At 69.6% G+C, this 21,970-nt stretch carries 24 protein-coding genes; 15 read left to right on the top strand and 9 right to left on the bottom strand.

The genetic code is table 11. The features are described 5' to 3' along the window. Positions 1 to 131 precede the first annotated feature (131 nt). Positions 132 to 500 (top strand): hypothetical protein, encoded by a 369-nt coding sequence (locus ACFVH2_RS11235; protein ID WP_378424455.1) that lies wholly within the window; start codon positions 132 to 134, stop codon positions 498 to 500. Positions 501 to 595: 95 nt separating this feature from the next. Next, on the top strand, positions 596 to 985 hold the full coding sequence (locus tag ACFVH2_RS11230) for a hypothetical protein (protein ID WP_378424453.1): 390 nt from the start codon (positions 596 to 598) through the stop codon (positions 983 to 985). Here ACFVH2_RS11230 and ACFVH2_RS11225 read toward each other — a convergent pair. Beyond that, entirely contained in the window at positions 954 to 2,207 is a 1,254-nt protein-coding gene (locus ACFVH2_RS11225; RefSeq protein ID WP_378424451.1) for an MFS transporter, read from the bottom strand. The genes ACFVH2_RS11230 and ACFVH2_RS11225 overlap by 32 nt on opposite strands. Before the next feature lie 111 nt (positions 2,208 to 2,318). On the opposite strand from ACFVH2_RS11225, the gene ACFVH2_RS11220 reads away from it, so the two are divergent. Continuing rightward, positions 2,319 to 3,209: a LysR family transcriptional regulator gene (locus tag ACFVH2_RS11220; RefSeq protein WP_378424449.1), complete on the top strand. Its 891-nt coding sequence runs from the start codon at positions 2,319 to 2,321 to the stop codon at positions 3,207 to 3,209. 11 nt (positions 3,210 to 3,220) lie between these two features. Here the strand turns inward: ACFVH2_RS11220 and ACFVH2_RS11215 are convergent, their stop codons facing one another. Continuing rightward, positions 3,221 to 3,826: a hypothetical protein gene (locus tag ACFVH2_RS11215; protein ID WP_378424447.1), complete on the bottom strand. Its 606-nt coding sequence runs from the start codon at positions 3,824 to 3,826 to the stop codon at positions 3,221 to 3,223. A gap of 129 nt (positions 3,827 to 3,955) precedes the next feature. On the opposite strand from ACFVH2_RS11215, the gene ACFVH2_RS11210 reads away from it, so the two are divergent. The 6 genes from ACFVH2_RS11210 to ACFVH2_RS11185 all read left to right on the top strand — a co-directional run bounded on the left by ACFVH2_RS11210 (position 3,956) and on the right by ACFVH2_RS11185 (position 10,795). Next, positions 3,956 to 4,555, top strand: a complete 600-nt coding sequence (locus ACFVH2_RS11210) for a DUF937 domain-containing protein (protein ID WP_378424445.1) — start codon at positions 3,956 to 3,958, stop codon at positions 4,553 to 4,555. A gap of 244 nt (positions 4,556 to 4,799) precedes the next feature. Next, entirely contained in the window at positions 4,800 to 5,753 is a 954-nt protein-coding gene (locus tag ACFVH2_RS11205; protein WP_378424443.1) for an acyl-ACP desaturase, read from the top strand. A gap of 83 nt (positions 5,754 to 5,836) precedes the next feature. Then, a complete protein-coding gene (dusB, locus tag ACFVH2_RS11200) occupies positions 5,837 to 6,994 on the top strand; it encodes a tRNA dihydrouridine synthase DusB (RefSeq protein ID WP_378424441.1) in 1,158 nt (385 codons plus the stop codon). 104 nt (positions 6,995 to 7,098) lie between these two features. Next, positions 7,099 to 8,940: an LCP family protein gene (locus ACFVH2_RS11195; RefSeq protein ID WP_378424439.1), complete on the top strand. Its 1,842-nt coding sequence runs from the start codon at positions 7,099 to 7,101 to the stop codon at positions 8,938 to 8,940. Between the two features lie 82 nt (positions 8,941 to 9,022). Then, positions 9,023 to 9,697 (top strand): phosphate signaling complex protein PhoU, encoded by a 675-nt coding sequence (gene phoU / locus ACFVH2_RS11190; protein ID WP_378424437.1) that lies wholly within the window; start codon positions 9,023 to 9,025, stop codon positions 9,695 to 9,697. 168 nt (positions 9,698 to 9,865) lie between these two features. Then, entirely contained in the window at positions 9,866 to 10,795 is a 930-nt protein-coding gene (locus ACFVH2_RS11185; RefSeq protein WP_378424435.1) for a carboxymuconolactone decarboxylase family protein, read from the top strand. 79 nt (positions 10,796 to 10,874) lie between these two features. Here ACFVH2_RS11185 and pstB read toward each other — a convergent pair whose 3' ends face one another. From pstB to ACFVH2_RS11150, 7 genes are all read right to left on the bottom strand, one after another. Then, the gene (pstB, locus tag ACFVH2_RS11180) at positions 10,875 to 11,651 is read right to left on the bottom strand and encodes a phosphate ABC transporter ATP-binding protein PstB (RefSeq protein WP_378424434.1); all 777 of its coding nucleotides are present in this window, start codon (positions 11,649 to 11,651) and stop codon (positions 10,875 to 10,877) included. Between the two features lie 50 nt (positions 11,652 to 11,701). Next, on the bottom strand, positions 11,702 to 12,607 hold the full coding sequence (gene pstA, locus ACFVH2_RS11175) for a phosphate ABC transporter permease PstA (RefSeq protein ID WP_378424432.1): 906 nt from the start codon (positions 12,605 to 12,607) through the stop codon (positions 11,702 to 11,704). Between the two features lies 1 nt (position 12,608). After that, positions 12,609 to 13,658, bottom strand: coding sequence for a phosphate ABC transporter permease subunit PstC (pstC, locus tag ACFVH2_RS11170; RefSeq protein WP_378424430.1), 1,050 nt, complete (start codon positions 13,656 to 13,658; stop codon positions 12,609 to 12,611). A gap of 55 nt (positions 13,659 to 13,713) precedes the next feature. After that, positions 13,714 to 14,838 carry a phosphate ABC transporter substrate-binding protein PstS gene (pstS, locus tag ACFVH2_RS11165; protein ID WP_378424428.1) on the bottom strand — a complete coding sequence of 375 codons (1,125 nt, stop codon included), beginning with the start codon at positions 14,836 to 14,838 and terminating at the stop codon, positions 13,714 to 13,716. Positions 14,839 to 14,997: 159 nt separating this feature from the next. Next, entirely contained in the window at positions 14,998 to 15,723 is a 726-nt protein-coding gene (locus ACFVH2_RS11160) for a lysophospholipid acyltransferase family protein (protein ID WP_378424426.1), read from the bottom strand. 2 nt (positions 15,724 to 15,725) lie between these two features. After that, positions 15,726 to 16,640 (bottom strand): mycothiol synthase, encoded by a 915-nt coding sequence (mshD, locus tag ACFVH2_RS11155; protein ID WP_378424424.1) that lies wholly within the window; start codon positions 16,638 to 16,640, stop codon positions 15,726 to 15,728. Then, complete coding sequence (locus tag ACFVH2_RS11150) at positions 16,641 to 17,426, bottom strand: winged-helix domain-containing protein (RefSeq protein WP_378424422.1); 786 nt, start codon at positions 17,424 to 17,426, stop codon at positions 16,641 to 16,643. A 152-nt stretch (positions 17,427 to 17,578) separates the two neighbouring features. On the opposite strand from ACFVH2_RS11150, the gene ACFVH2_RS11145 reads away from it, so the two are divergent. From ACFVH2_RS11145 to ACFVH2_RS11120, 6 genes are all read left to right on the top strand, one after another. Next, complete coding sequence (locus tag ACFVH2_RS11145; protein ID WP_378424420.1) at positions 17,579 to 18,358, top strand: LmeA family phospholipid-binding protein; 780 nt, start codon at positions 17,579 to 17,581, stop codon at positions 18,356 to 18,358. After that, positions 18,355 to 18,834: a thioredoxin family protein gene (locus ACFVH2_RS11140; protein ID WP_378424418.1), complete on the top strand. Its 480-nt coding sequence runs from the start codon at positions 18,355 to 18,357 to the stop codon at positions 18,832 to 18,834. The genes ACFVH2_RS11145 and ACFVH2_RS11140 overlap by 4 nt, the downstream gene beginning before the upstream one ends. Positions 18,835 to 19,061: 227 nt before the next feature. After that, complete coding sequence (locus ACFVH2_RS11135; protein WP_378424416.1) at positions 19,062 to 19,556, top strand: DUF4395 domain-containing protein; 495 nt, start codon at positions 19,062 to 19,064, stop codon at positions 19,554 to 19,556. Positions 19,557 to 19,602: 46 nt separating this feature from the next. Next, positions 19,603 to 20,439: a sulfurtransferase gene (locus ACFVH2_RS11130; RefSeq protein ID WP_378424414.1), complete on the top strand. Its 837-nt coding sequence runs from the start codon at positions 19,603 to 19,605 to the stop codon at positions 20,437 to 20,439. Positions 20,440 to 20,441: 2 nt separating this feature from the next. Next, entirely contained in the window at positions 20,442 to 20,747 is a 306-nt protein-coding gene (locus ACFVH2_RS11125; RefSeq protein ID WP_378424412.1) for a DUF1416 domain-containing protein, read from the top strand. A gap of 302 nt (positions 20,748 to 21,049) precedes the next feature. Beyond that, entirely contained in the window at positions 21,050 to 21,691 is a 642-nt protein-coding gene (locus tag ACFVH2_RS11120; protein WP_378424707.1) for an FABP family protein, read from the top strand. The last annotated feature ends 279 nt before the right edge of the window (positions 21,692 to 21,970 follow it).

The following is a 21,970-nucleotide window of genomic DNA, read 5'->3' as shown; positions in this document are numbered from 1 at the left end:
ACCACTGACATGGCGGCAATCGTTGAAGAACGGCCACATCGATTAGGAGTCAATGTGATTCGTAATTGCGTTCGGCCCGCGAGTTCCGGCACCAGCACCCCCACGGGGGATCCGAAGGGCGGTGAGCGGCGATGAGCCCCTCCGACGTCAAGCAGCAGTACTTCCTCCGCAGCGCCGCACTCATGCGAGCCTGCCCCGGCGAACGAATCGTCGACTCGGCGGCCGCCCGGTCCACCGATGCCGAGCTCGGTCACACGACCTTCCGCACCCTCGAGAACGTCGTGGTCTCCGCTCTCACCGACGAGCAGGCCGCCGGCCTCGGACAGCTCGTGCGCCGGATCGTCAACAGCCGTGTGGGGCTGACCGGGGGCTTCGACACCGTCGAGGACCTCTGCCGCAGCTACCTCGACGCTCGACGCGCCCGCCCGACCGTCGACCAGACCCGGATCGCGATGCAACGCACTCTCGATCGGCTCCGCGGGACCGAAACCACCAGGTAACGGAACAATCGGGCACCCGCGAGAGCCGGGGTCGACAGGGCGCGCCGGTCGGGCACAGAATGGGGTTCCGAGAGGTCGGACGCAGGGAGGCCACCATGATGGATTCTGCACACGCCCGCGAAGTTCGCCGCGACATCCTCGTCGTCGTGACGGGCGTCGCCCTGATCCTGCTCAGCATGTGGTTGCCGGTCAACGGCGACCAGCAGATCACGGGATCGATCCTGGTCCTCGGGCTGGTCACCTACTCCGCCGGACTGTGGGCAATGACGACCGAATCCAGGACGAGCCACTGGGCGCTGGTCATCCTCGGCGCGATGCTCATACTCTCGCCGCTCGCGATGAACTTCCCGCGCGGCACCACCACCGCGGCGACCGTCGCCGTGGTGGCGGGAGCGATCATCGCCGGCGCGGGCGTGCTCGGGCTGATGGCCCGCCGCGACCAGCCCGCGGCGGTTACCCGGGAAGCGGAACGCCAACCGGCCTGACCGGGGTCCGCCCCACCCGCGTCATCGTCAGCGCAAGTCCGAGGCCGACGAGCATCAGCACACCGATGTACGCCACCGTGCCCGGCCACCCGCCCGCGGCGTACGCGACGCCCGCGCCGGCGCCCGCCACGCTCGACCCCAGGTAGTACGAGAAGAGGTACAGCGCGGACGCCTCCGCCCGGTGTGCCGTCGCGAGCACGCCCACCCAACCACTGGCCACCGAGTGCGCCGCGAAGAACCCACCCGTGAACAGCAGCATCCCGGCGAGCACCAACGGCAGCCGGACCGAGAGGGTGCACACCAGGCCCGCCGCGGTCACGACGACCGCCGCGAGCAGCACCCAGCGCCTGCCGAGCCGATCCGTGACCCGGCCGGCCACCGACGAGGTGACCGTCCCCGCCAGGTACATCAGGAACACCAGACCCACGGCGGCCTCCGGCAACCCGAACGGCGCGTCGACCAGCCGGAACCCGAGGAAGTTGTAGGCGGAGACGAAGCCACCCATCAGGATGAACCCCAGGCCGAACAACACGCGCAGGGCGGGATTCCGGAGATGGCCGGCGAGGTTGGCGAGCACCACCCGCGGCCGCACCGGCTGCGGGCGGAAGTGCCGCGACGGCGGCATGGTCCTGGTCATGACGATCGCGAACAGCAGCGCGAGCGTCGAGGCCACGGCCATCGCCCACCTCCAGTCGCTGATGTCGAGCACCGCCGAGGGCACCAACCGCCCGACCAGCCCTCCGATGGTGGTGCCGGCGACGTAGCGGCCCATCGCGGCGCCGAGGTCGCCGTGGTAGACCTCCTCCGCCAGGTAGGCCATCGCGACCGCCGGAATGCCGGCCAGGGTGGCACCCTGCAGCGCGCGACCGGCGACCAACACGCCCATCGACGAACTCAGCGGCAGCAGCAGTCCGATTGCGCACGAGGCCGCGGCCGAGAAGACCATCACCCGGGTCCTGCCGAACCGCTCGGAGAGCACGCTCGCCGGAACGATCAACAGCGCGAGCACTCCGGTGGTCGCGGAGACGGCCAGCGCGGCGCTCGCTGGTCCGACGCGGAAGTCCTCGGAGAGCGCCGGGAGCAGCGCCTGCGCCGAGTACATCGAGACGAAGGTCGCTAGCCCGGCCGCGAACAACGCGAGCGTGATCCGCGTGTAGCCGGCCGATCCACGCCGATACGGCTCGGACCGCGCGGCGGTCGCGGTGAGCATGTCGACTGTCATGGCACCTCCGAGCACCATCCTCGACCTGCTCAACTTATCCACAAAATGACTGAAATGGCACTTCTATATGCTCAATCAACATATAGATGGTTCGACCGATGGGAGCCGGTCATGCTCAGCGCCGACCTCCGGTGGTTTGTCGTCCTCGCCGAGGAGGGTCAGGTGACGGCCGCCGCGGACGAACTCCGACTCTCGCAGCCCACCCTGTCGAGGCGACTCGCCACGCTCGAGCGCCGCCTCGGGGTCGATCTGTTCGACCGACACGGACGCCGGCTGACCCTGAACCGGTACGGTCGCCTGCTGCACGAGCACGCGCGACGCGCCCTGGACGAACTCGCCACCGCCGAGGACCGCATCGCGGAACTGTCGAGTCCGTCGACCGGAACCGTGCGACTGGACTTCCTGCATTCCTTCGGTCCCTGGCTGGTCCCCGACCTGATCCGGGCCTTCCGTTCGGACGCGCCGGGGGTGCGCTTCACCCTGCACCAGGACGCGGCCGGACGGCTCGCCGACCGCGTCCTCGACGGCCACAGCGACCTCGCGGTGACCTCGCCCCGCCCGCACGACCCCGACCTCGACTGGGTGCTGCTCGACCGCCAACCGCTCGCCCTCGCCGTGCCCGCGGACCATCCGCTCGCCGGCCGCACCGAGATCGGACTGGACGAGGCGGCGACCGAACGATTCGTCGCGATGCACCCCGACTTCGGGATGCGGAGCCTGCTCGACGAGGCGTCCGAACACGCCGGGTTCACCCCCGAGATCGTCTTCGAGAGCAGCGAACTCGCGACCGTCACCGGGCTGGTGTCCGCGGGCCTCGGCGTGGCGCTGGTCCCGGTGCGGGAGGCAGCGTCGTGGCCGGTCGGGGTCGTGGTCGTCCCGGTGCGTGACGCGGCGGCCGTGCGCGAGGTGGGGATGGTGTGGTCGCGGGAACGGACCCTGACCCCGCCCGCAGCCCGGTTCCGGGACTTCGTCGTGGGCGACCGGGGCCACCACGGGCACTGACCCGGCCCACGTCAGCCCTCGGGGCTCGGCGACGCCGGCTGGTCCGCGGCCTGGTCGGCAGCGCGGGCGTCGTCGCGCATCTTCGCCAACTCCCGGCCGCGCCGACGGTAGGTGGCCCCGAGCCAGGTCAGGGCGACGAACGTGATCGCGCCGAGGATCGCGCCGACCAGCGACGCACCCCGGAACCCCGGCGCGTCGACGTCGAGAATCCGCTCCCCCGCGTGCGCGGCCGCGCTGTTGCCGAGCACGACGGAGAGCGTCATCAGGTTCGGCAGCGCGAGGACCACGGCGAGTACCACCGACGCGATCTGGGCGACCCGGCTGTACTTCCGGCCGCGCACCCGCCAGGCCAGCCGGATCAGCAACAACGGGAGCAGGGTGCACAGCAGTCCGTAGAGCAGCCCCCACGCGATGCCACGGCTGAAGCTGCCCGAGGACAGCGAGCCCGCCTGCTGCGCCCACCACCTCGGCAGGAACGCCGCGAGAACGAAGTACGCGACGACGAGGACGAGTAGCAGGACCACCGCGGCGACGGTCTTCCTCGCCCAACCGGGCCAGCCCTTCCTGCCGGCATCGACCGGCTGGTCGTAGGAACCAGCCCAATTCCCGTTGGTCATGGGTGAATCCTGCTCGCACGACACGGAATCCGCCACCGGTCCGATAGGAGCGTGTGTACGACACCCGTTCACTACTGTCGGACAAACCGGACCGCCGGCCGACGGCGGTCCTCGACGAGACGGGCACACATGGCATCGATCGACGAGCTCCTGTCCCAGATTCCCATCAGCCAGATCGCCGAGCAGCTCGGCGTCGACGAGGCGACCGCGACCACCGCGGTCCGGTCCGCCATCCCGACTCTCGTCGGCGGGCTCGAAGCGAACGCCCAGGATCCGGACGGCGCCGCATCGTTGGAGCACGCGCTGGCACAGCACTCCGATCCCGCCTTCCTCGCGGGCGGCGTCGACCTCGACCAGGTCGATGCCGCCGACGGCGAGAAGATCGTCGCCAATGTCTTCGGCGACAGCACCGACCAGGTGGTCAGCGCACTGGGCGGGGTGGGCGGCGCGGGCGGAAGCTCGCTGGTGAGCAAGCTGTTGCCGATGCTCGCACCGATCGTGCTGGCGTTCGTCGCCAAGCAGATGTCGGGCAACACCGGCGGCGGGGCACAGGCGCAGTCCGCCGGTGGCGGCGGGCTCGGCGACCTGCTGGGCGGTCTGCTCGGCGGCGGACAGTCGGGCGGCGGCGGCCTCGGCAATGTGCTGGGTGGCCTGCTCGGCGGCGGACAGTCCGCCGGCGGCGGACTCGGCGACCTGCTCGGCGGTCTGCTCGGCGGTGGCAAGAAGTAGCGCGACTCTCGAACGCCCTTCACAACGGCGGCTCCCGGGGCGTCCGGGCGTCGCCGTTGTTCGTGATCGAGAGAGATCCCGACGGTGTAACGAAAGACCGCTCGGGCGCGATTCCCGTGCGGGAATGTGTCTGGAGTCTGCACCGACTTCCCAGGTCGTGACCAATCCGAAGCAATACCCAACGTGGTTACGGTCCCGTAGGCTAGGTTGAGCCGATTTTCCGCGGATACATGGAGGCAAAGTAATGGCGAGAGATTTGACCCAGCTGGAGCTACTGCAGGAGCTGCAGCCGGTGGCCGAATCGAACCTCAACCGACACCTTTCCATGGCGAAAGACTGGCACCCGCACGACTACGTCCCGTGGGACGAGGGCCGCAACTTCGCCGCGATGGGTGGCGAGGACTGGGATCCCGAGCAGTCCCGTCTCGATCCGGTCGCGAAGGCCGCGATGATCACGAACCTGCTCACCGAGGACAACCTGCCCTCGTACCACCGCGAGATCGCGGAGAACTTCTCCCGCGACGGCGCCTGGGGCACCTGGGTCGGTCGCTGGACCGCCGAGGAGAACCGCCACGGCATCGTCATGCGCGACTACCTGACCGTGACCCGTGGCGTGGACCCGGTGGCCCTCGAAGAGGCCCGGATGATCCACATGACCAACGGCTACTCCTCCCCCGGCGAGACCGAGGGTCTGCTGCACTCGGTCGCGTACGTGACCTTCCAGGAGCTCGCGACCCGCGTCTCGCACCGCAACACCGGCAGGGCCTGCAACGACGACATCGCGGACCGGATGCTGGCCCGCATCGCGGCCGACGAGAACCTCCACATGATCTTCTACCGCAACGTCTGCGAGGCCGCCCTCGACGTGTCGCCGGACCAGACGATCGCGGCGATCACCGACGTGGTGACGAACTTCGAGATGCCCGGCGCGGGCATGCCGAACTTCCGCCGCAACGGCGTCCTGATGGCCAAGCACGGCATCTACGACCTGCGTCAGCACCTCGAAGAGGTCGTCATGCCGGTGCTGCGCAAGTGGCGCATCTTCGAGCGCGAGGACTTCTCCGGCGCCGGCGAGGCGTCGCGCGACACCCTGTCCACGTTCCTGGACGACCTCGGCGTGCAGGCGACCAAGTTCGAGGAGCAGCGCGACCGCATGCTCGCCCGTGAGGAAGCCCGGCGCGAACAGCAGGCCTCCTGAGCGAACGAGCGTCCTGCGCCCGCCCGCTATTCTGTGCCCGGTACCGAACTTCGGTACCGGGCACAGTCATTTCCGAGGTATCGATGTCAACTCCCACCGCTCAGCACCTGCGCATCGGCTCGCTGGAGCTGCGTAGCCCCGTCGTGCTCGCCCCGATGGCGGGCATCACGAACGTGGCGTTCCGCACCCTGTGCCGCGAGCTCGAGCTCGAACGGTCGGGCAGCACCTCGGGCCTGTACGTGTGCGAGATGGTCACGGCCCGCGCGCTGGTCGAACGCCAGCCCGCGACCCTGCACATGACCACCTTCGGCCCCACCGAGACGCCGCGGTCGCTGCAGCTGTACACGGTCGACCCGGACACCACCTACGCGGCCGCGAAGATGATCGTCGACGAGAACATGGCCGACCACATCGACATGAACTTCGGCTGCCCGGTCCCGAAGGTCACCAGCAAGGGCGGCGGCGCCGCGCTGCCGTACAAGCGCACCCTGTTCGGCCGGATCGTCGCCGCCGCGGTCAAGGCCACCGAGGGCACCGACATCCCGGTGACCGTCAAGTTCCGGGTCGGCATCGACGACGAGCATCACACCCATCTCGACGCCGGACGCATCGCCGCAGGTGAGGGTGCCGCCGCGGTGGCGCTGCACGCCCGGACCGCCGCCCAGCGCTACTCCGGCACCGCCGACTGGGGCGAGATCGCCCGCCTCAAGGAGCACGTCACCGAGGTCCCGGTCCTGGGCAACGGCGACATCTTCGCCGCCGAGGACGCGGTCCGGATGATGGCGGAAACCGGCTGCGACGGCGTCGTGGTCGGGCGCGGCTGCCTCGGCAGGCCGTGGCTGTTCGCGGAGCTCAGCGCGGCCCTGAACGGAACCCCGGAGCCCACCCCGCCCACCCTCGGCGAGGTGGCGACGATCATCCGCAGGCACGCCGAACTGCTCGCCGCCCACCACGGCGAGGACAAGGGCCTGCGGGAGCTGCGCAAGCACGTCGCGTGGTACCTCCGCGGCTTCCCCGCCGGCTCCGACATGCGGGTGGCGATGGCGATGGTGTCCACCCTCGAGGAACTTGACGGGCTGCTGGTCCAACTGCCCCCGGACGTGCCCTTTCCCAAGGACGCCGAGGGCCCGCGCGGGCGACAGGGCTCACCCGGCAAGGTCTCCCTACCCGAGGGCTGGCTCGACGACCCCGAGGACTGCCTCGTTCCGGCGGGCGCCGATCTGATGCATTCCGGAGGCTGACCAGCAGCGATCGAACCCGACTGGATCACACGGGTCCGGTAAGTATCATGTGGGAACCGTCCGGCGGCGACGGTGGCAATTACGCGAGAGGCGAGGATCTGTAGGTGGGCGACGATCACGGTCCGGGCCCCGCGCCCGAGGGCCGCGCCCCGTGGGAAAGACCGATCTCCCATGTGAGCCGCCCCATTCGTCGAGTTCCTCCGCAGAGCCAGCCGCCCCGGCACCAGCCGCCCCAGCACGCCGCACCGGCGAATCCGGCGCCGCCGCAGCGCCCGGATCCACCAACGGGCGAGCGCCCGGCCGCACCCGACCCGGAGCCGCAGCCCACCGGCTGGATGTACCGGGCCGAGCCGGAAGTCGTGCCCGCCGCCGAGGACGACGCGGCCCCGGCCGAGACACGGCTGGTCGCCAGCAAGCGCCGCAAGCAGAAGCGGCTGCGGGTGATCGGCCGCAGCGCGGTCGCGATGGTCGCCGTGATGACCCTCGTCCTCACCGGCGTCGTGTGGGGTTACCTGCGCGCGACCGACAACGGTTTCCTTCAGGTGGCCGCGCTCGACCCCGACAGCACCGACGTCGTCGACCCCGGCGGCCAGTACGGCGACGAGACGTACCTGATCGTCGGCACCGACACCCGCGCTGGCGCGAACGGCGGGGTGGGCGCCGGGTCCGTCGCCGACGCCGAAGGGTCCCGCTCGGACACCGTCATCCTGGTGAACATCCCGGCCGACCGCAGCCGGGTCGTCGCGGTGTCGTTTCCCCGCGACCTGGACATCGTCCGCCCGAGCTGCCAGGGCTGGGACAACGACAAGGGCGAGTACACCAACGAGGTCAGTCCGGGCGCCGACAACGACAAGCTCAACTCGGCGTACGCCTTCGGCGGCCCGAAGTGCCTGGTCAAGGTGATCCAGAAGATGTCGGGCCTCAAGATCGGGCACTTCATCGGGATGGACTTCTCGGGGTTCGAGTCGATGGTCAACCAGGTCGGCGGGGTGCAGGTGTGCGCGACCGCCCCGCTGATCGACGACGAGCTCGGCACCGTTCTCCCGCGCGCGGGCAAGCAGACCCTCGACGGCGCCACCGCGCTGAACTACGTGCGCGCCCGCAAGGTCGAGGCCGAGGGCAACGGCGACTACGGCCGCATCAAACGCCAGCAGATGTTCCTGTCCTCGCTGCTGCGCTCGGCGCTGTCGAACAAGGTGCTCTTCGACCCGGGCAAGCTCAACGGATTCATCAACGCCTTCACCCGGGACACCTTCGTCCAGAACGTCGACACCAAGTCGCTCGTGACCCTGGGCCGCTCACTGCAGAAGGTCGACGCGGGCGCGGTCACCTTCCTCACCGTCCCCACCGCCGGCACCAACGAGCTCGGCAACGAGATCCCCCGGCTCGACGACATCCACTCGATCTTCCAGGCGATCATCGACGACGAGCCGCTGCCCGGCGAGTCCCGCAAGGCCGACGCCGCGAAGGCGTCCGCATCGAGCACACCCCCGACCGCGGCGACTCCGGCGCCCGCACCGAGCCTGCTCGCACTGTCCCCGGCCGCGGTGTCGGTGCAGGTCTCGAACGCGTCCGGGGTCACCGGCGTGGCGGCCGACGCGGCCAGCTCGCTCGGCGCCCACGGCTTCCAGATCTACAGCGTCGGCAACTACACCGGCATCAGCGGGGCCACCCTGGTCCGCTACGGCCCAGGCCAGGAAGCGGAGGCCGCGACCGTGGCCGCCACCATCCCGGGCGCCCTGCTGCAGGAGACCTCGGACCTCGGCGCGATCGTCGACGTGGTTCTCGGATCGGGCTTCTCCGGCAAGATCACCTCGCCGCCGGCGGCCGGCAGTGCGCTGCACCCGACCGTCGCACCGAAGTCGACGGTCGTCTCGGGCACCACGATCGAGGAGCTCCCCCCCGATCTCTCGTTCACGAACGCGGCCGACGATTCTTGCGCATAGCGCTCTGACGTGCGGCGTCATTCACCCGCTGTTCACCTCGTCATCGTGACTTGGTTCCTGGCAGGAACTAGGCTGTGACCTCATGCGCGTGGCTTACAACGAACAGATGACCGAACTCGCCGACATGCTCGGCGAGATGGCGGGCCTCGCGGGAACGGCAATGGAGCGGGCGACCCAGTCGCTGCTACAGGCAGACCTCCCGCTGGCCGAGCAGGTCATCAGCGATCACGACCAGATCACCGAACTCAGCGTCTCGTGCGAGGAGCGGGCCTTCGCCCTGCTCGCGCTGCAGGCGCCCGTCGCCGGTGACCTACGCTCGGTCGTCAGCGGCATCCAGATCGTCTCCGACATCGACCGCATGGGCGCGCTGGCGCTGCACGTGGCCAAGATCGCGCGCAGGCGACATCCCAACCACGTGCTGCCCGAGGAGGTCAACGGGTACTTCGCGGAGATGGGCCGGCTCGCGGTCGCCCTCGGCGCCGGAGCGAAGGAGGTGCTCGAGACCCGTGACCCCGAGCGCGCCGCCCGGCTCCGCGAGGAAGACGACGCGATGGACGACCTGCACCGCCACCTGTTCACGGTGCTGATGGACCGCGAGTGGAAGCACGGCGTCGCCGCGGCCGTCGACGTGACGCTCCTGGGCCGGTTCTACGAGCGCTTCGCCGACCACGCCGTCGAGGTCGCCCGCCGGGTGATCTTCCTGGTGACCGGCAAGATGCCCGTCGACCCGGACGAGACCACCGAGCCGCAGGCCTGACCCGACCCACCACCAACGCCCCGACCGGAATCCGGTCGGGGCTTTCTGCTTTTCAATTCCCCGACCGTCCCGCTCACCGGGAGGTGCAGATTGAGGCCGGTCGACACTGGCTGTTGTGTGGCTCACACAGTGTTGGTCCTCGGGACGAGCGAGAAGGATGCCACAGACATGAGTGCAGAAACGGACAGTCGCTGGGCGAGCGAATCCGCTCCCGAAGCGCTCGCGAGGTACGCACCGGAGGTGGCTGCCGCCCTCGCGGACCTGGTCGCCACGAACCCGACCGGCTTCGCCGGGCCGCTGGTGGCGTTCGTGCGGACAACCTGCGCCGAGGCACTGGCGCTGACACCGCTTCCGACGCCCGACCTGCCCACGCCGAACCCTGCGACGGTCGCCGGCCGCGAGCGCGTTGCGCTGGAGTTCGCGGAACAGTTCAGCGTCGACGTGTCCGTCGTCGACGCCGCCACCCGGGCGGCGCTCGTGGACGCGCTCAGTCACCGGACCGGCACGTTCGTCACGTCCGTCTACGTCGCCGACTGGGCGCCCCGGCTTCGACGCGTCCTGGAACAGCTGTTCGGGCCCGCGCCCACCGGCTGGGCGGCCCCGAATCGATGGAACGAGGCGGACGACGACCTGTGGCCGCTGGTCGACGCGTTCCTGCGCAGCGTCGCCAAGCTGCGAGTCCTCGACCCGGTCACCACCGAGCTGGTCCGCCTCCGCGAGGCGCGTCAGCACAACTGCCGGCTCTGCAAGTCCCTGCGCAGCAGGTCGGCGCTGGCGGCCGGCGCCGAGGAATCGACCTTCGATCAGGTCGACAACCACTCCGACAGCGCACTCTCCGACCGCCACAAGGCCGCACTCGCACTCACCGATGCGATGGTCTGGCAGCCGGGTCACATCGGAGCCGATGTCATCGACGCGGTGCGGCAGCACTTCTCACCGGCCGAGGCGGTGGAGCTCGTCGTCGACATGATGCGCAACGCCAGCTCCAAGATCGCCGTCGCGACGGGCACCGACCAGGCCCGGGTCAGCGAGGGGGTCGAGATCTACGACGTGAACGCGGACGGGACCCTCGACTTCGGCCTCACCGCTCCGGTCTGATCGGGTCGAACGGATCGACAGCCGACACCAGGGACCCGCGACCTGTCGGTCGCGGGCCCCTGGTGCGTGCGCCGTCCGGCTAGCCGAAGCGGCCCGAGATGTAGTCCTCGGTCGCCTTCTGCGTCGGGTTGGAGAAGATCTTCTCGGTGTCGTCGATCTCGATCAGCCGGCCCGGCTTGCCGGTGGCCTCGAGGTTGAAGAACGCGGTCTGATCGCTGACGCGGGCGGCCTGCTGCATGTTGTGGGTGACGATCACGATGGTGAAGTCCTTCTTCAGCTCCGTGATCAGGTCCTCGATCGCCAGCGTGGAGATCGGGTCCAGGGCCGAACAGGGCTCGTCCATCAGCAGCACGTCGGGCGAGACCGCGATCGCGCGGGCGATGCACAGGCGCTGCTGCTGGCCGCCGGACAGTCCGCCGCCGGGCTTGTCGAGGCGGTCCTTGACCTCGTTCCACAGGTTCGCCCCGCGCAGCGACCGCTCGGCGATCTCGTCGAGCTCCTTCTTGTTGCGCACCCCCTGCAGCTTCAGGCCGGCGACGACGTTGTCGCGAATGGACATGGTGGGGAACGGGTTCGGGCGCTGGAAGACCATGCCGATGGTGCGGCGCACGCCGACCGGGTCCACCTGCGAGCCGTAGATGTCCTCGCCGTCGAGCAGGATCGCGCCCTCGACGCGGGCGCCCGGGGTGACCTCGTGCATGCGGTTGAGCGAGCGCAGCACCGTGGACTTGCCGCAGCCGGACGGGCCGATGAAGGCGGTCACGCTGCGCGGGGGAACGGACAGGCCGACGTCCGCGACGGCGTGGAACTTGCCGTAGAAGATGTTGACGTCCTTGAGGTCAAGACGCTTGGCCATGGTGGCTCCCTCGAGATTGTGTGAGCTTGAGCTTGCGGGTCGTCATGGGGTCACTTGCTCCGGACCCGGGACAGGTGGCCGATGGCCTTCGCCGCGATGTTGAGGACCGCGATCAGCATGATCAGGGTCAGCGCCGCACCCCAGATCCGGTCCGTGCCGGCCGGGGTCGGGTTGTTCATCTCGGCGACCATCACGCCGGGCAGCGAGCCCATCTCCCCGTTGAACATGTCGAAATTGATGAAGGGCGCGTAGCCGACCAGGATCAGCAGCGGCGCGGTCTCGCCGAGCACGCGGGCCAGCGCCAGCATGACGCCGGTGATGATGCCGGGCAGGGCGGTGGGCACGACGATCCGCATGATCGTCTTCCACTTCGGCACGCCCAGCGCGTAGGAGGCCTCGCGCAGGTCCTGCGGCACGATCCGCAGCATCTCCTCGGTGCTGCGGATGACGACCGGAACCATCAGCAGCACCAGCGCCAGCGACACCGCGAACGCGGACTTCGGGAAGCCGAACGTCGCGATCCACAGCGCGTAGATGAACAGGGCCGCCACGATGGACGGGACGCCGCTGAGGATGTCGACCATGAACGTGGTCACCCGGCCGAGCTTGGACGTGCCGGCGTACTCGACCAGGTACACCGCGACGAACAGTCCGAGCGGGATGGACAGCGCCGCGCACACCAGTCCCTGGATCAGGGTGCCGATCAGCGCGTGGTAGATCCCGCCGCCGGACGCGGACGCGGACAGCCCGTTGAACGAGTTGGTGAACCAGGTCGGGCTGGTCAGCGCGGGCAGGCCCTTCGCGACGACGGTGACGAGCACCCACGCCAGCGGCACCAGCGCCAGCAGCACCGACCCGGTGACGAGCACCCGGGCCGCGAGGTCGTTGAAGCGTCGCCGGCCGCTGACGCCCTGGAAGGTGGGCTTCTTGACGGGGCGGTCCAGTGTCGCCGTCATGTCAGTCCTTCTTTCCGGCGATGGCGGCGCGGGCCGCCGCGTTGACCACGAAGGTCAGGACGAACAGCACGAGACCGGCGGCGATGTAGGCGCCGGCCTGAATGTCGTTGTTGAACTCGGCGTAGCCGAGCGCGATCTTCGAGGCGAGGGTCGAGCCGGTGTCGAAGACCGACCAGCCGAACGCCTTCGAGGTGGTGCGCAGGATCATGTACAGCGCCATCGTCTCGCCGAGCGCGCGGCCGAGACCGAGCATCGAGCCGCTGATGTAGCCGGACTTGCCGAACGGGATGACGGTGGTCTTGACGACCTCCCACTTGGTGGCGCCGAGCGCCAGCGCCGCCTCGATGTGGGCGACGGGGGTCTGCGTGAACACCTCGCGGGTGACGGCGGTGATCACCGGCAGGATCATCACGGCCAGCACGATGCCCGCGGTGAAGATGGTGCCGCCGCCCTGGATCGAGCCGGACCCGGTGGCGAACAGCGGGAACCAGCCCAGGTGCTCGTTGAGCCACACCGCGACCGGCCTGATCGCGGGCGCGAACACGAGCAGGCCCCACAGGCCGTACACGATGGACGGGACCGCGGCCAGCAGGTCGATCACGTACGCCAGCGGCTTGGCGAGCCGCTTCGGCGAGTACTGGGTGAGGAAGATCGCGATACCCAGCGCCACCGGCATCGCCAGCACCAGCGCCACCAACGACACCAGCACCGTCACCTGGAACAGGTCCAGGACGCCGAACGCCATGTGGTTGATGTCGGTGGTGACCCACTTGCTGCTGGTGAGGAAGTTGACCTCGTTGCGAGAGAGCGCGGGGACCGCACGCCAGACCAGGAAGACCCCGATCGCCCCGATCAGCACCGTGACGAACACCGCCGACCCGGTCGTCAGCGTGGTGAAGATCCGGTCCGCCGGTCGGGTGACCGTCTTCGCGGGGGCTGCGGGTGAGGAAGTGATCGGTGCCTCCGGGGATCCGAGCGGACCGCCCGCCCCGGCCCCGGAGTCAGCGGGACCGGGCGCGGGAGGCGCCGATTGGGTGGGCGCGTCGCTCATCTGCGCTCGCAATCTTGTAGGTCTGAATATAGAGCGGTTGCTTCGAGCGGGACACTCAGCCGATCGCGGCGACCGACGAGTTGAGCTTGTCCTTGACCGTGCCGGGCAGCGGGACGTAGCCCTGCGCGGCGAGGTCGGCCTGTCCCTCGTTGGCGGCGCTGGTCAGGAACGACTTGACCGCGGCCGAGGTGTCGGCGTCGTAGCCCTTCGAGCAGACGATCTCGTAGGTGGCCAGGACCAGCGGGTACGCGCCGGCCTCGGTGCTGCCGAAGATCGAGTTGAGATCGAGGGCCAGGTCGCCCGAGTTCTCGTTCTTGAACTTGGCGCCCGCGATCGCCTTGCTCGCCGCGTCGCCGGTCAGCGGAACCGCCCCGGAGCCGTTGTCGATCTGCGCGGCCTTCAGCTTGTTCTGGTCCGCGAACGACTTCTCCACGTAGGTGATCGAGCCGGGGGCACTGGCCACTGCCTGCGAGACTCCGGCCGAACCCTTGGCACCCTCACCGACACCGCCGACGAAGTCGGAGCCCGCGCCCTGCGTCCACGCGCCCTTCGAGGCGGCGGTCAGGTACTGCTGGAAGTTGTCGGTGGTGCCCGAGGAGTCCGAACGCACGATCGGGGTGATGTTCTGGTCCGGCAGGCTGACACCGCTGTTCAGGGCGGCGATGGCCGGGTCGTTCCACTTCTTGATGCCGCCGTTGAAGATCTTGGCGAGGGTCTCGCCGTTCAGCGTGAGGTTGTCCACGCCGTCGAGGTTGTAGGCGATCGCGATGGGGCCGAACACGAGCGGCAGGTTCCACGCGTCGTTACCGGCGCAACGCTCCTTGGCCGCGGCGGCCTGGTCGCCCTTGATGGCCGAGTCCGAGCCGGCGAAGTCGATCTGCTTCGCGATGAACTGGGTGCGGCCGTCGCCGGAACCGCTGGGGTTGTAGGCGAGCTTGACGGTCTTGCCCTTGTCCTTGCAGACCGCGATGTAGGTGGACGTGAAGGCGTCCATCGCGTTCTTCTGCGCGGAGGATCCAGCGGCCGACAGCGCCTCCTTGCCCTCGCAGGTGGCGGTGGAGGCGGCACTGTTGACGGTGGTGCTGCCGGACGCCGAGTTGTTGTCGCTACCGCACGCAGCCAGGGTCATGGCACCGACGGCCACCACTCCGAGCACCGCAGCATTGCGCTTGAAGTTCACGCTGATTCCTCCGGGAAGCTCACTTGTCCGGGCAGCACGGCGCCGCCCTGCCGTGAAAGGTAAGCGGGAGTGGTAGCCAGTCGGACCCAGGAGGGTGAACGGAGAGTGAACACCTGCGCGAATGAGCCGCAGATCACTCGCGCGCGCTCGAAGAGCGGCTCAACCGGCCTTGGTCTCGGGCATCCGGAAGTCCGCGGCGACCACGGTCCCGGCCTTCGGATTCTTGAGCGAGGCCGCGTAGGTGTCGACGTACTCCTGGCCCGTCATCCGCATCAGCTCGTACATGATCTCGTCCGTGACGGCCCGCTCGACCCAGCGGTTGCCGCCCATGCCCTCGAACCGGGCGAAGTCGATCGGCTTGCCGAACTTGACCTGCACACGTCGGCGGCGCCAGCGGAACGGGCCGGGCGGGCAGACCTCACCGGTGCCGATCACCGCGACCGGGATCACCGGCAGTCCGGTGGCGAGGGCCAGTCGGGCGATGCCGGTCTTGCCCTTGTACAGCCGGCCGTCGGGCGAGCGGGTGCCCTCGGGGAACAGTCCGACGAGCTTGCCCTGGTCGAGGAGGCGACGGGCGGTCTCGAGCGCGGCGTTCGCGGCGTCGGCCCCGCTGCGGTCGATCGGCACCTGGCCGGCTCCGGCGTAGAACGCCTTCTGCAGCGCGCCCTTGAAACCGGGGGTCGTGAAGTACTCGCTCTTGGCGAGGTAGGTGATCCGTCGGGGCGAGGACAGCGGCGCGAAGAGCCAGTCCGCGATGGACAGGTGGTTGCCCGCCAGGATCGCCGGACCCTCGGCCGGGATGTGCTCGAGACCCTCGACCTTCGGACGGTTGTAGAAACGGATGAACGGCCCGACGAACACGAACTTCAACAGCCAGTAGAACATGACTACCCTTGTGCCCCTTCGTATGCGACGTCGACGTGATACCGCTCGAAGGCGAGCCGGTCGTATGTGTGCAGTGCGGCGACGTTGTCCGCCTCGGTGTACAGGAGCACCGAATCGAGTCCCCGATCGCGCAGGTATTGCAGGCCCGCGACGGTCAGAAGTCTACCCAGTCCGCGGCCCTGCGCGCTGGGTGCGATCGCCACCACGTACACCTCCCCGATCGCCGGGGCGTCCGCGGTCGCGGTGTGCACCTTGGTCCAGTGGAAGCCGAGCATCGCCCCGGTCTCCGCGTCGGACGCGACGAACAGGCCCTTCGGATCGAACCAGCCCTCGGCCACCCGCTCGTCGATCTCGCGCTGCGTCCACGCCCCCTGCTCGGGGTGCCAGTCGAAGGCCTCGGCGTTGACCCGCAACAGGTCCGCGTCGTCGGCGGGGCCCGCGTAGGTTCGCAGCGTCACCCCGTCGGGAACGACGACCTCGGGCAGCGCGGGCTCGGCCAGCGTCCTACGCAGTTGCAGCAGTTCGCGGGCCGCGCGCAGGCCGAGCCGGTCGGCCACCGCACGCGCTGCGGGCAGGTCGCCGTGCGCCCAAACCCGGGTGCCGGGGCCGCCGCGTCGCAGCGCCTCGCGAATCAGCGCCCGCCCGATGGCCCGACCGCGGTGCTCCGGGTCGACCACCGCCTCGACCATCGCGGGGTGCCCGTCGTGCGCAGGCTCGAGGCCGGCATAGCCGACGATGGCGTCGTCGAGGGTCCACAGCACGTGCTCGGCGCCCGAGCGTCCGGTCAGCCGGTGCACGGCCTGCTCCGAGATCGGCGCGACCCCGTCCATCGTGGTGGCCCGCTCGACCAGCGCACCGATCTGCTGTTCCTGTTCGGCATCGAGCAGGTAGAACCAGCTCATCGCGGCTTCGGTCATCTACGGTGCCGTGCCGTTCGCCGTGGTGAGCGCCGAACCGTCCGACTCGCCGCCGTCGGGGCCCGACTCGTCGTCCGGCGCGTCGTTGTCGGCGGCCCCCGCGACCGCACCCGTCTTGCGGCTGGGCCGGACCGCCTTGTAGCCGACGTTGCGGACGGTCCCGATCAGTGCCTCGTACTCGGGCCCGAGTTTGGCGCGCAGTCGCCGGACGTGCACGTCGACCGTGCGGGTGCCGCCGAAGAAGTCGTACCCCCACACCTCCTGCAGCAGCTGGGCGCGGGTGAACACCCGGCCCGCGTGCTGGGCGAGGTACTTGAGCAGCTCGAACTCCTTGTAGGTGAGGTCGAGGGGTCGTCCGCGCAACCGGGCGGTGTAGGTGCCCTCGTCGATCACCAACTCGCCGAGGGTGATCTTGCCCGCGCTCTCCGGCGTGGCGGCACCGCCGCTGCGCCCGACCAGCAGTCGCAGTCGGGCGTCCAGCTCGGCGGGACCGGTGCCGGGCAGCAGGATGTCGTCGAGGCCCCAGTCCGAATTGACCGCGACCAACCCGCCCTCGGTGAGGACCGCGACGACCGGAACGGTGGATCCGGTGCTCCCGAGAAGTCTGCACAGGCCCCGTGCGGCCGCGAGATCGGTCCGGGCGTCGACCAGGGTGATGTCGGCAGAGCCCGCCTCGAGTAGCGACGACACCTCGGTCGGCGCCGGCCGGACGGTGTGCGCCAGCAGCGTGAGGGAGGGTAAGACGGAGTCCGGGTTCGGGTCAGAAGTCAGCAGGAGTAGCTCCACGCAGCCTTCCCCTCTCGTCGTTCATGTGCCTGAGCACGTCGATGTGCCTGAGCACGCGGCGACGGTGACGCGATACTTCGAGAACAGACTAGCGCGCCGGTCCCGGCGGGCAGTCAACCCTCGTCCCATTCGTGTCCGTCACAATGGGGACCGTGCGGAAACTGATACTCGCCCTGGCCTGCCTGCTGGCTCTCGCCGTGGTCGTCGACTTCGGCGCCGCCGCCTACTCCGAGTACCGCGTTTCCCGGAGCCTGCGAGAGGGCGGTGTCCTGACCTCAGACCCCGAGGTGACGGTGACCGGTTTCCCCTTCCTCACGCAGGCGGCGTCGGGCACCTACAAGCACGTCGAGATCCGCGCCCGCGGGGTCCACAGCGACGTCGTCGGTGACGTGACGGTCGAGGCCAACCTGCACGGCGCGCACGTGCCCGCCTCCGAACTCGTCAACGGCAGCGTCCGCACGGTCCCGGTCGACCACCTCGACGGCCGGGTGCTGATCGAGGCCACCAACCTGGGCAAATTCCTCGGCATCCCCGACCTGGAGGTCTCGGCCCCGCCCGCCGACAAGTCCGACGGGACCGGCGGCTCCGGCGGCTCCGGCATGTCCACCGCGGGCGGCATCGTGCTGACGGGAACCGTGCCCGTCGGACCGCTGAAGGCGACCGTCAGCGTGCAGTCCAACCTGGTTCTCGACGGCGACGACGTCAAGATCGTGGCCACCAACCTCTACTTCGGCCCCGAGGGGCACGCGAACTTCACCGTCCCTCCCGCGCTCGAACCGGCCGTGCTCGGACTGTTCACCAAGAGCATCGACGCCCAGCGGCTGCCGTTCGGGCTGCGCCCCACCAAGGTGTACGCGCAGGGCTCGCAGGTCGTGATCGAGGGCTCCGGCGACAACGTGGTGATCAACCTCGACGAGATGGTGCGGGCATGATCGCGCTGATCGTGCTCGCCGTCGTCGTGGTGGCCGCGACTGCGGTCGGGCTCGCCCTCCGGTCCCGGTCGGGGCGGGTCCGGGCGACCGAACCCGAGGGCAGGACCACCGACCTGCGACTGGACCTGCTCGCGGAGGCCGGGGTCGCGGGTGCCGGACCGACGGTGCTGCACTTCTCCGCCGACTGGTGCGGCCCGTGCGCCGCGGTGCGCCGGGTGGTCGGGCAGACGCTGGAGAACCTCGACGCCCGACTCGGACCCGATGCGGTGCACGCGGTGGAGGTGGAGGTCGACATCGACGAGAACCCGGCGCTGGCACGTGAACTCGGCGTACTGTCGCTGCCGACGACCTTCATCTTCGACGGCGCCCAGCAGCAGCGATACCGCGTGTCCGGCGTCCCGTCGGCCGCGGATCTCGAGGCCGCCCTGTTCCCGCTGTGCGGACCCGAGGCTTCAATTCCCCCGGAAAACGGGTAAGCTCGCCCCGTGCAAACCCGCCAAGAGCTCCTGCTCACCCGACGCCGCACAGTCGACCTGTGCCGCCTCGGCGGTTGTTGCTGTACCTGCCTGTAGATCCTCACGGCCGCGCCTTCGCGCCCATTGCCCCGGCCTCCAGCGCCCGAGCCCCACGCCGTGACCGATCCGTTCGCCGCGCCCCGTTTCCGCATCTCACGGCATCCGTTCAAGTGCAGGAGCACCCTCCAATGCCCACCACCCTTCCCCGCACCGCGACCCCGAGCACGGGTGCCGCGGACCAGGTCGACGTTCGCGGACCCCGGTTCGCCGCCTGGATCACCACCGCCGTTCTCGTCGTCGTGCTCGCGGTGTCCGCGTTCTCCCCCGTCCTGGCGGGCGTCCTGCTGGCCGTGCAGGCCGTCGTGTTCGCCCTCGGCGCCGTCGCCGGCCCGCGCCGCAGCCCCTACGGCCGGGTGTTCGCCCGGTTCGTGGCGCCCCGCGTGGGTCCGCCCACCGAGCGGGAACCGGTCGCGCCGCTGAAGTTCGCCCAGCTCGTCGGTGGCGTCTTCGCGGTCGTCGGCGTCGTCGGGTTCCTGTCCGGGCTGACCCTGCTCGGCACCATCGCGACCGGCTTCGCCCTGTTCGCGGCCCTGCTCAACGCGGCCTTCGGCATCTGCCTCGGCTGCCAGATCTACCCGCTCGTGGCCCGCTTCCGCAGGTCGAACCCGATCCCCGCGGCGTAGCCGCACAGCCCCCGTACCCACGCAAGAAAGTACCGAAAGGAAAACCATGGCTCGCTCCGACGTCCTGGTCTCAGCCGACTGGGCCGAGCAGAACCTCGACGCACCGAAGACGGTGTTCGTCGAGGTCGACGAAGACACCTCGGCCTACGACGGCGGCCACATCGAGGGCGCAGTCCGACTCGACTGGCGCAAGGACCTGCAGGACGCCGTTCGTCGTGACTTCCTGAACCGCGAGCAGTTCTCGGCGCTGCTGTCCGCCAAGGGCATCGCGAACGACGACACCGTCGTCCTCTACGGCGGCAACAACAACTGGTTCGCCGCGTACGCGTACTGGTACTTCAAGCTGTACGGCCACCAGGACATCAAGCTGATCGACGGCGGCCGCAAGAAGTGGGAGCTCGACGGCCGTCCGCTGTCGAGCGCCGAGGTCACCCGCCCGGCCACCGAGTACAAGGCCGCCGAGCCGGACACCTCGATCCGCGCGTTCCGCGACGAGGTCATCGACGCGATCGGCAACAAGAACCTGGTCGACGTCCGCTCGCCCGACGAGTTCTCCGGCAAGATCCTCGCGCCGGCGCACCTGCCGCAGGAGCAGGCGCAGCAGCGCGGCCACGTCCCCGGCGCCATCAACATCCCGTGGAGCACCACCGCCAACGAGGACGGCACCTTCAAGTCGGACGACGACCTGACCGCGCTCTACGCGGCCAAGGGCTTCGACGACAGCAAGGAGACCATCGCCTACTGCCGCATCGGCGAGCGTTCGAGCCACACCTGGTTCGTTCTGCAGGAGATCCTCGGCAAGAGCAATGTCAAGAACTACGACGGCAGCTGGGTCGAGTACGGCTCTCTCGTCGGCGCCCCGATCGAGCTGGAGGTTCGATAACCATGTGTGGAGCACCTGTTCAGGGTCAGACCCTGCCCGCCGGCGTTGACGTCGAGAAGGAGACCGTGATCACCGGTCGCGTGCTGGCCGCCGACGGCCAGCCGGTCGGCGGCGCGTTCGTGCGCCTGCTCGACGGCACCGGCGAGTTCACCGCCGAGGTCGTGGCGTCGGGCACCGGCGACTTCCGCTTCTTCGCCGCCCCCGGCACCTGGACCGTGCGTGCGCTGTCCAGCACCGGCAACGGCGACACCACGATCAGCCCCGAGGCCAACGGCATCCACAACGTGGACATCACCGTCAGCAAGTAAGCGCCTCCGGCACGGTTCGGCCCCGCTCCCCGCACGGGAGCGGGGCCGTTTCGCGTCCCCGCCCGGCTCCCTGCACCCCGGGCGCGGCCGCCGCGGGCCCCGGTTTAGACTGTTGCCGTGGTCATCTTCTTCGAGGTGCTGCTGGTTCTCGCAGCGATTCTGATTACCTGGTTCTCGCTCTACGTCGTGTACCGCTTGGTCACCGACAAGCCGTGAGCCAGCCCGGCGACGGCGACACCGTCGGCCCCAACGACGACGCGTCCGCGACGGCGGGTGACGCCGGCGCCTCCGCCGAGCAGTCCGTGCGCCGAGGCAGCGGCGACCAGGCCGTGGCCGACGCGGCCGAACGCGCCAGGGACACCGCCGGACGCAACATTCCCGTGCTCCCGGACCTTCCGCTGCCCGACGACACGGCGAACCTGCGGCTCGGCCCGGACCTGAACCCCGGCATGCTGGCGTTGCTGCCGCTCGTCGGTGTGTGGCGCGGCGAGGGCGAGGCCAGCAGTCCCGAATCCGGCGACTACCGGTTCGGTCAGCAGATCGTGGTCTCGCACGACGGCGGCAACTTTCTCGCGTGGGAGTCCCGGTCGTGGCGACTGGACGACGACGGCGAGTACGCCGGTCCGGACCTGCGGGAGAGCGGTTTCTGGCGGGTCGCCGGCGACGGCATCCCCGGCAGCATCGACGAGGAGGTCGTCGAACTGCTGCTCACGCACAGCTCCGGCGTCGTCGAGCTGTACTACGGCCAGGCCCTGACCCAGTCGAGCTGGGAGCTCGCCACCGACGTCGTCATCCGCAGCAAGCAGGGCGCACTGGTCGGCGGCGCCAAGCGCCTCTACGGCATCGTCGAGGGCGGTGACCTCGCGTACGTCGAGGAACGCATCCTCGCCGACGGTCCGCTGAAGCCGCACCTCTCCGCGCGCCTGTCCCGCTACATCGGCTAGCGCGCCTCCGCCGCCTGCACACGATTCGTACCCGGTGTTCGGATGTCCACCGGGCGAATTCGATCCACAGGTAGGTCGCGCACGCCCGCTTCGCCCCCGTCGACTGTCGGTCGACCGGATCTCCGTCCGGTCCATGACCTGAACGGAAGTTCAGTTGCGTCAGACCGAGTGAACGGAAGCGTTCACTCGGGGTTTGGGAAACAAACTGGCGGTGGCGCCGCAGGGGGGGGGGGCTGCGGGGGTGGTTTGGTGCGGGGAGGTACGGCGCCGGGACCCCCG

Origin of the sequence: Rhodococcus sp. NPDC127527 (assembly GCF_042672245.1) — a bacterium.
In the GTDB taxonomy this organism is placed as follows: Bacteria; Actinomycetota; Actinomycetes; order Mycobacteriales; family Mycobacteriaceae; genus Rhodococcus_G.
Note: the sequence above shows the minus strand (reverse complement) of the source record. Positions and strands in the feature narration are given on the sequence as shown.

Excerpts from the sequence above, each read along its gene's own strand:
- ACFVH2_RS11235 (WP_378424455.1), top strand. The coding sequence starts at position 132 with ATGAGCCCCTCCGACGTCAAGCAGCAGTACTTCCTCCGCAGCGCCGCA.
- ACFVH2_RS11230 (WP_378424453.1), top strand. The coding sequence starts at position 596 with ATGATGGATTCTGCACACGCCCGCGAAGTTCGCCGCGACATCCTCGTC.
- ACFVH2_RS11225 (WP_378424451.1), bottom strand. The coding sequence starts at position 2,207 with ATGACAGTCGACATGCTCACCGCGACCGCCGCGCGGTCCGAGCCGTAT.
- ACFVH2_RS11220 (WP_378424449.1), top strand. The coding sequence starts at position 2,319 with ATGCTCAGCGCCGACCTCCGGTGGTTTGTCGTCCTCGCCGAGGAGGGT.
- ACFVH2_RS11215 (WP_378424447.1), bottom strand. The coding sequence starts at position 3,826 with ATGACCAACGGGAATTGGGCTGGTTCCTACGACCAGCCGGTCGATGCC.
- ACFVH2_RS11210 (WP_378424445.1), top strand. The coding sequence starts at position 3,956 with ATGGCATCGATCGACGAGCTCCTGTCCCAGATTCCCATCAGCCAGATC.
- ACFVH2_RS11205 (WP_378424443.1), top strand. The coding sequence starts at position 4,800 with ATGGCGAGAGATTTGACCCAGCTGGAGCTACTGCAGGAGCTGCAGCCG.
- dusB (WP_378424441.1), top strand. The coding sequence starts at position 5,837 with ATGTCAACTCCCACCGCTCAGCACCTGCGCATCGGCTCGCTGGAGCTG.
- phoU (WP_378424437.1), top strand. The coding sequence starts at position 9,023 with ATGCGCGTGGCTTACAACGAACAGATGACCGAACTCGCCGACATGCTC.
- ACFVH2_RS11185 (WP_378424435.1), top strand. The coding sequence starts at position 9,866 with ATGAGTGCAGAAACGGACAGTCGCTGGGCGAGCGAATCCGCTCCCGAA.
- pstB (WP_378424434.1), bottom strand. The coding sequence starts at position 11,651 with ATGGCCAAGCGTCTTGACCTCAAGGACGTCAACATCTTCTACGGCAAG.
- pstA (WP_378424432.1), bottom strand. The coding sequence starts at position 12,607 with ATGACGGCGACACTGGACCGCCCCGTCAAGAAGCCCACCTTCCAGGGC.
- pstC (WP_378424430.1), bottom strand. The coding sequence starts at position 13,658 with ATGAGCGACGCGCCCACCCAATCGGCGCCTCCCGCGCCCGGTCCCGCT.
- ACFVH2_RS11160 (WP_378424426.1), bottom strand. The coding sequence starts at position 15,723 with ATGTTCTACTGGCTGTTGAAGTTCGTGTTCGTCGGGCCGTTCATCCGT.
- mshD (WP_378424424.1), bottom strand. The coding sequence starts at position 16,640 with ATGACCGAAGCCGCGATGAGCTGGTTCTACCTGCTCGATGCCGAACAG.
- ACFVH2_RS11140 (WP_378424418.1), top strand. The coding sequence starts at position 18,355 with ATGATCGCGCTGATCGTGCTCGCCGTCGTCGTGGTGGCCGCGACTGCG.
- ACFVH2_RS11135 (WP_378424416.1), top strand. The coding sequence starts at position 19,062 with ATGCCCACCACCCTTCCCCGCACCGCGACCCCGAGCACGGGTGCCGCG.
- ACFVH2_RS11130 (WP_378424414.1), top strand. The coding sequence starts at position 19,603 with ATGGCTCGCTCCGACGTCCTGGTCTCAGCCGACTGGGCCGAGCAGAAC.
- ACFVH2_RS11125 (WP_378424412.1), top strand. The coding sequence starts at position 20,442 with ATGTGTGGAGCACCTGTTCAGGGTCAGACCCTGCCCGCCGGCGTTGAC.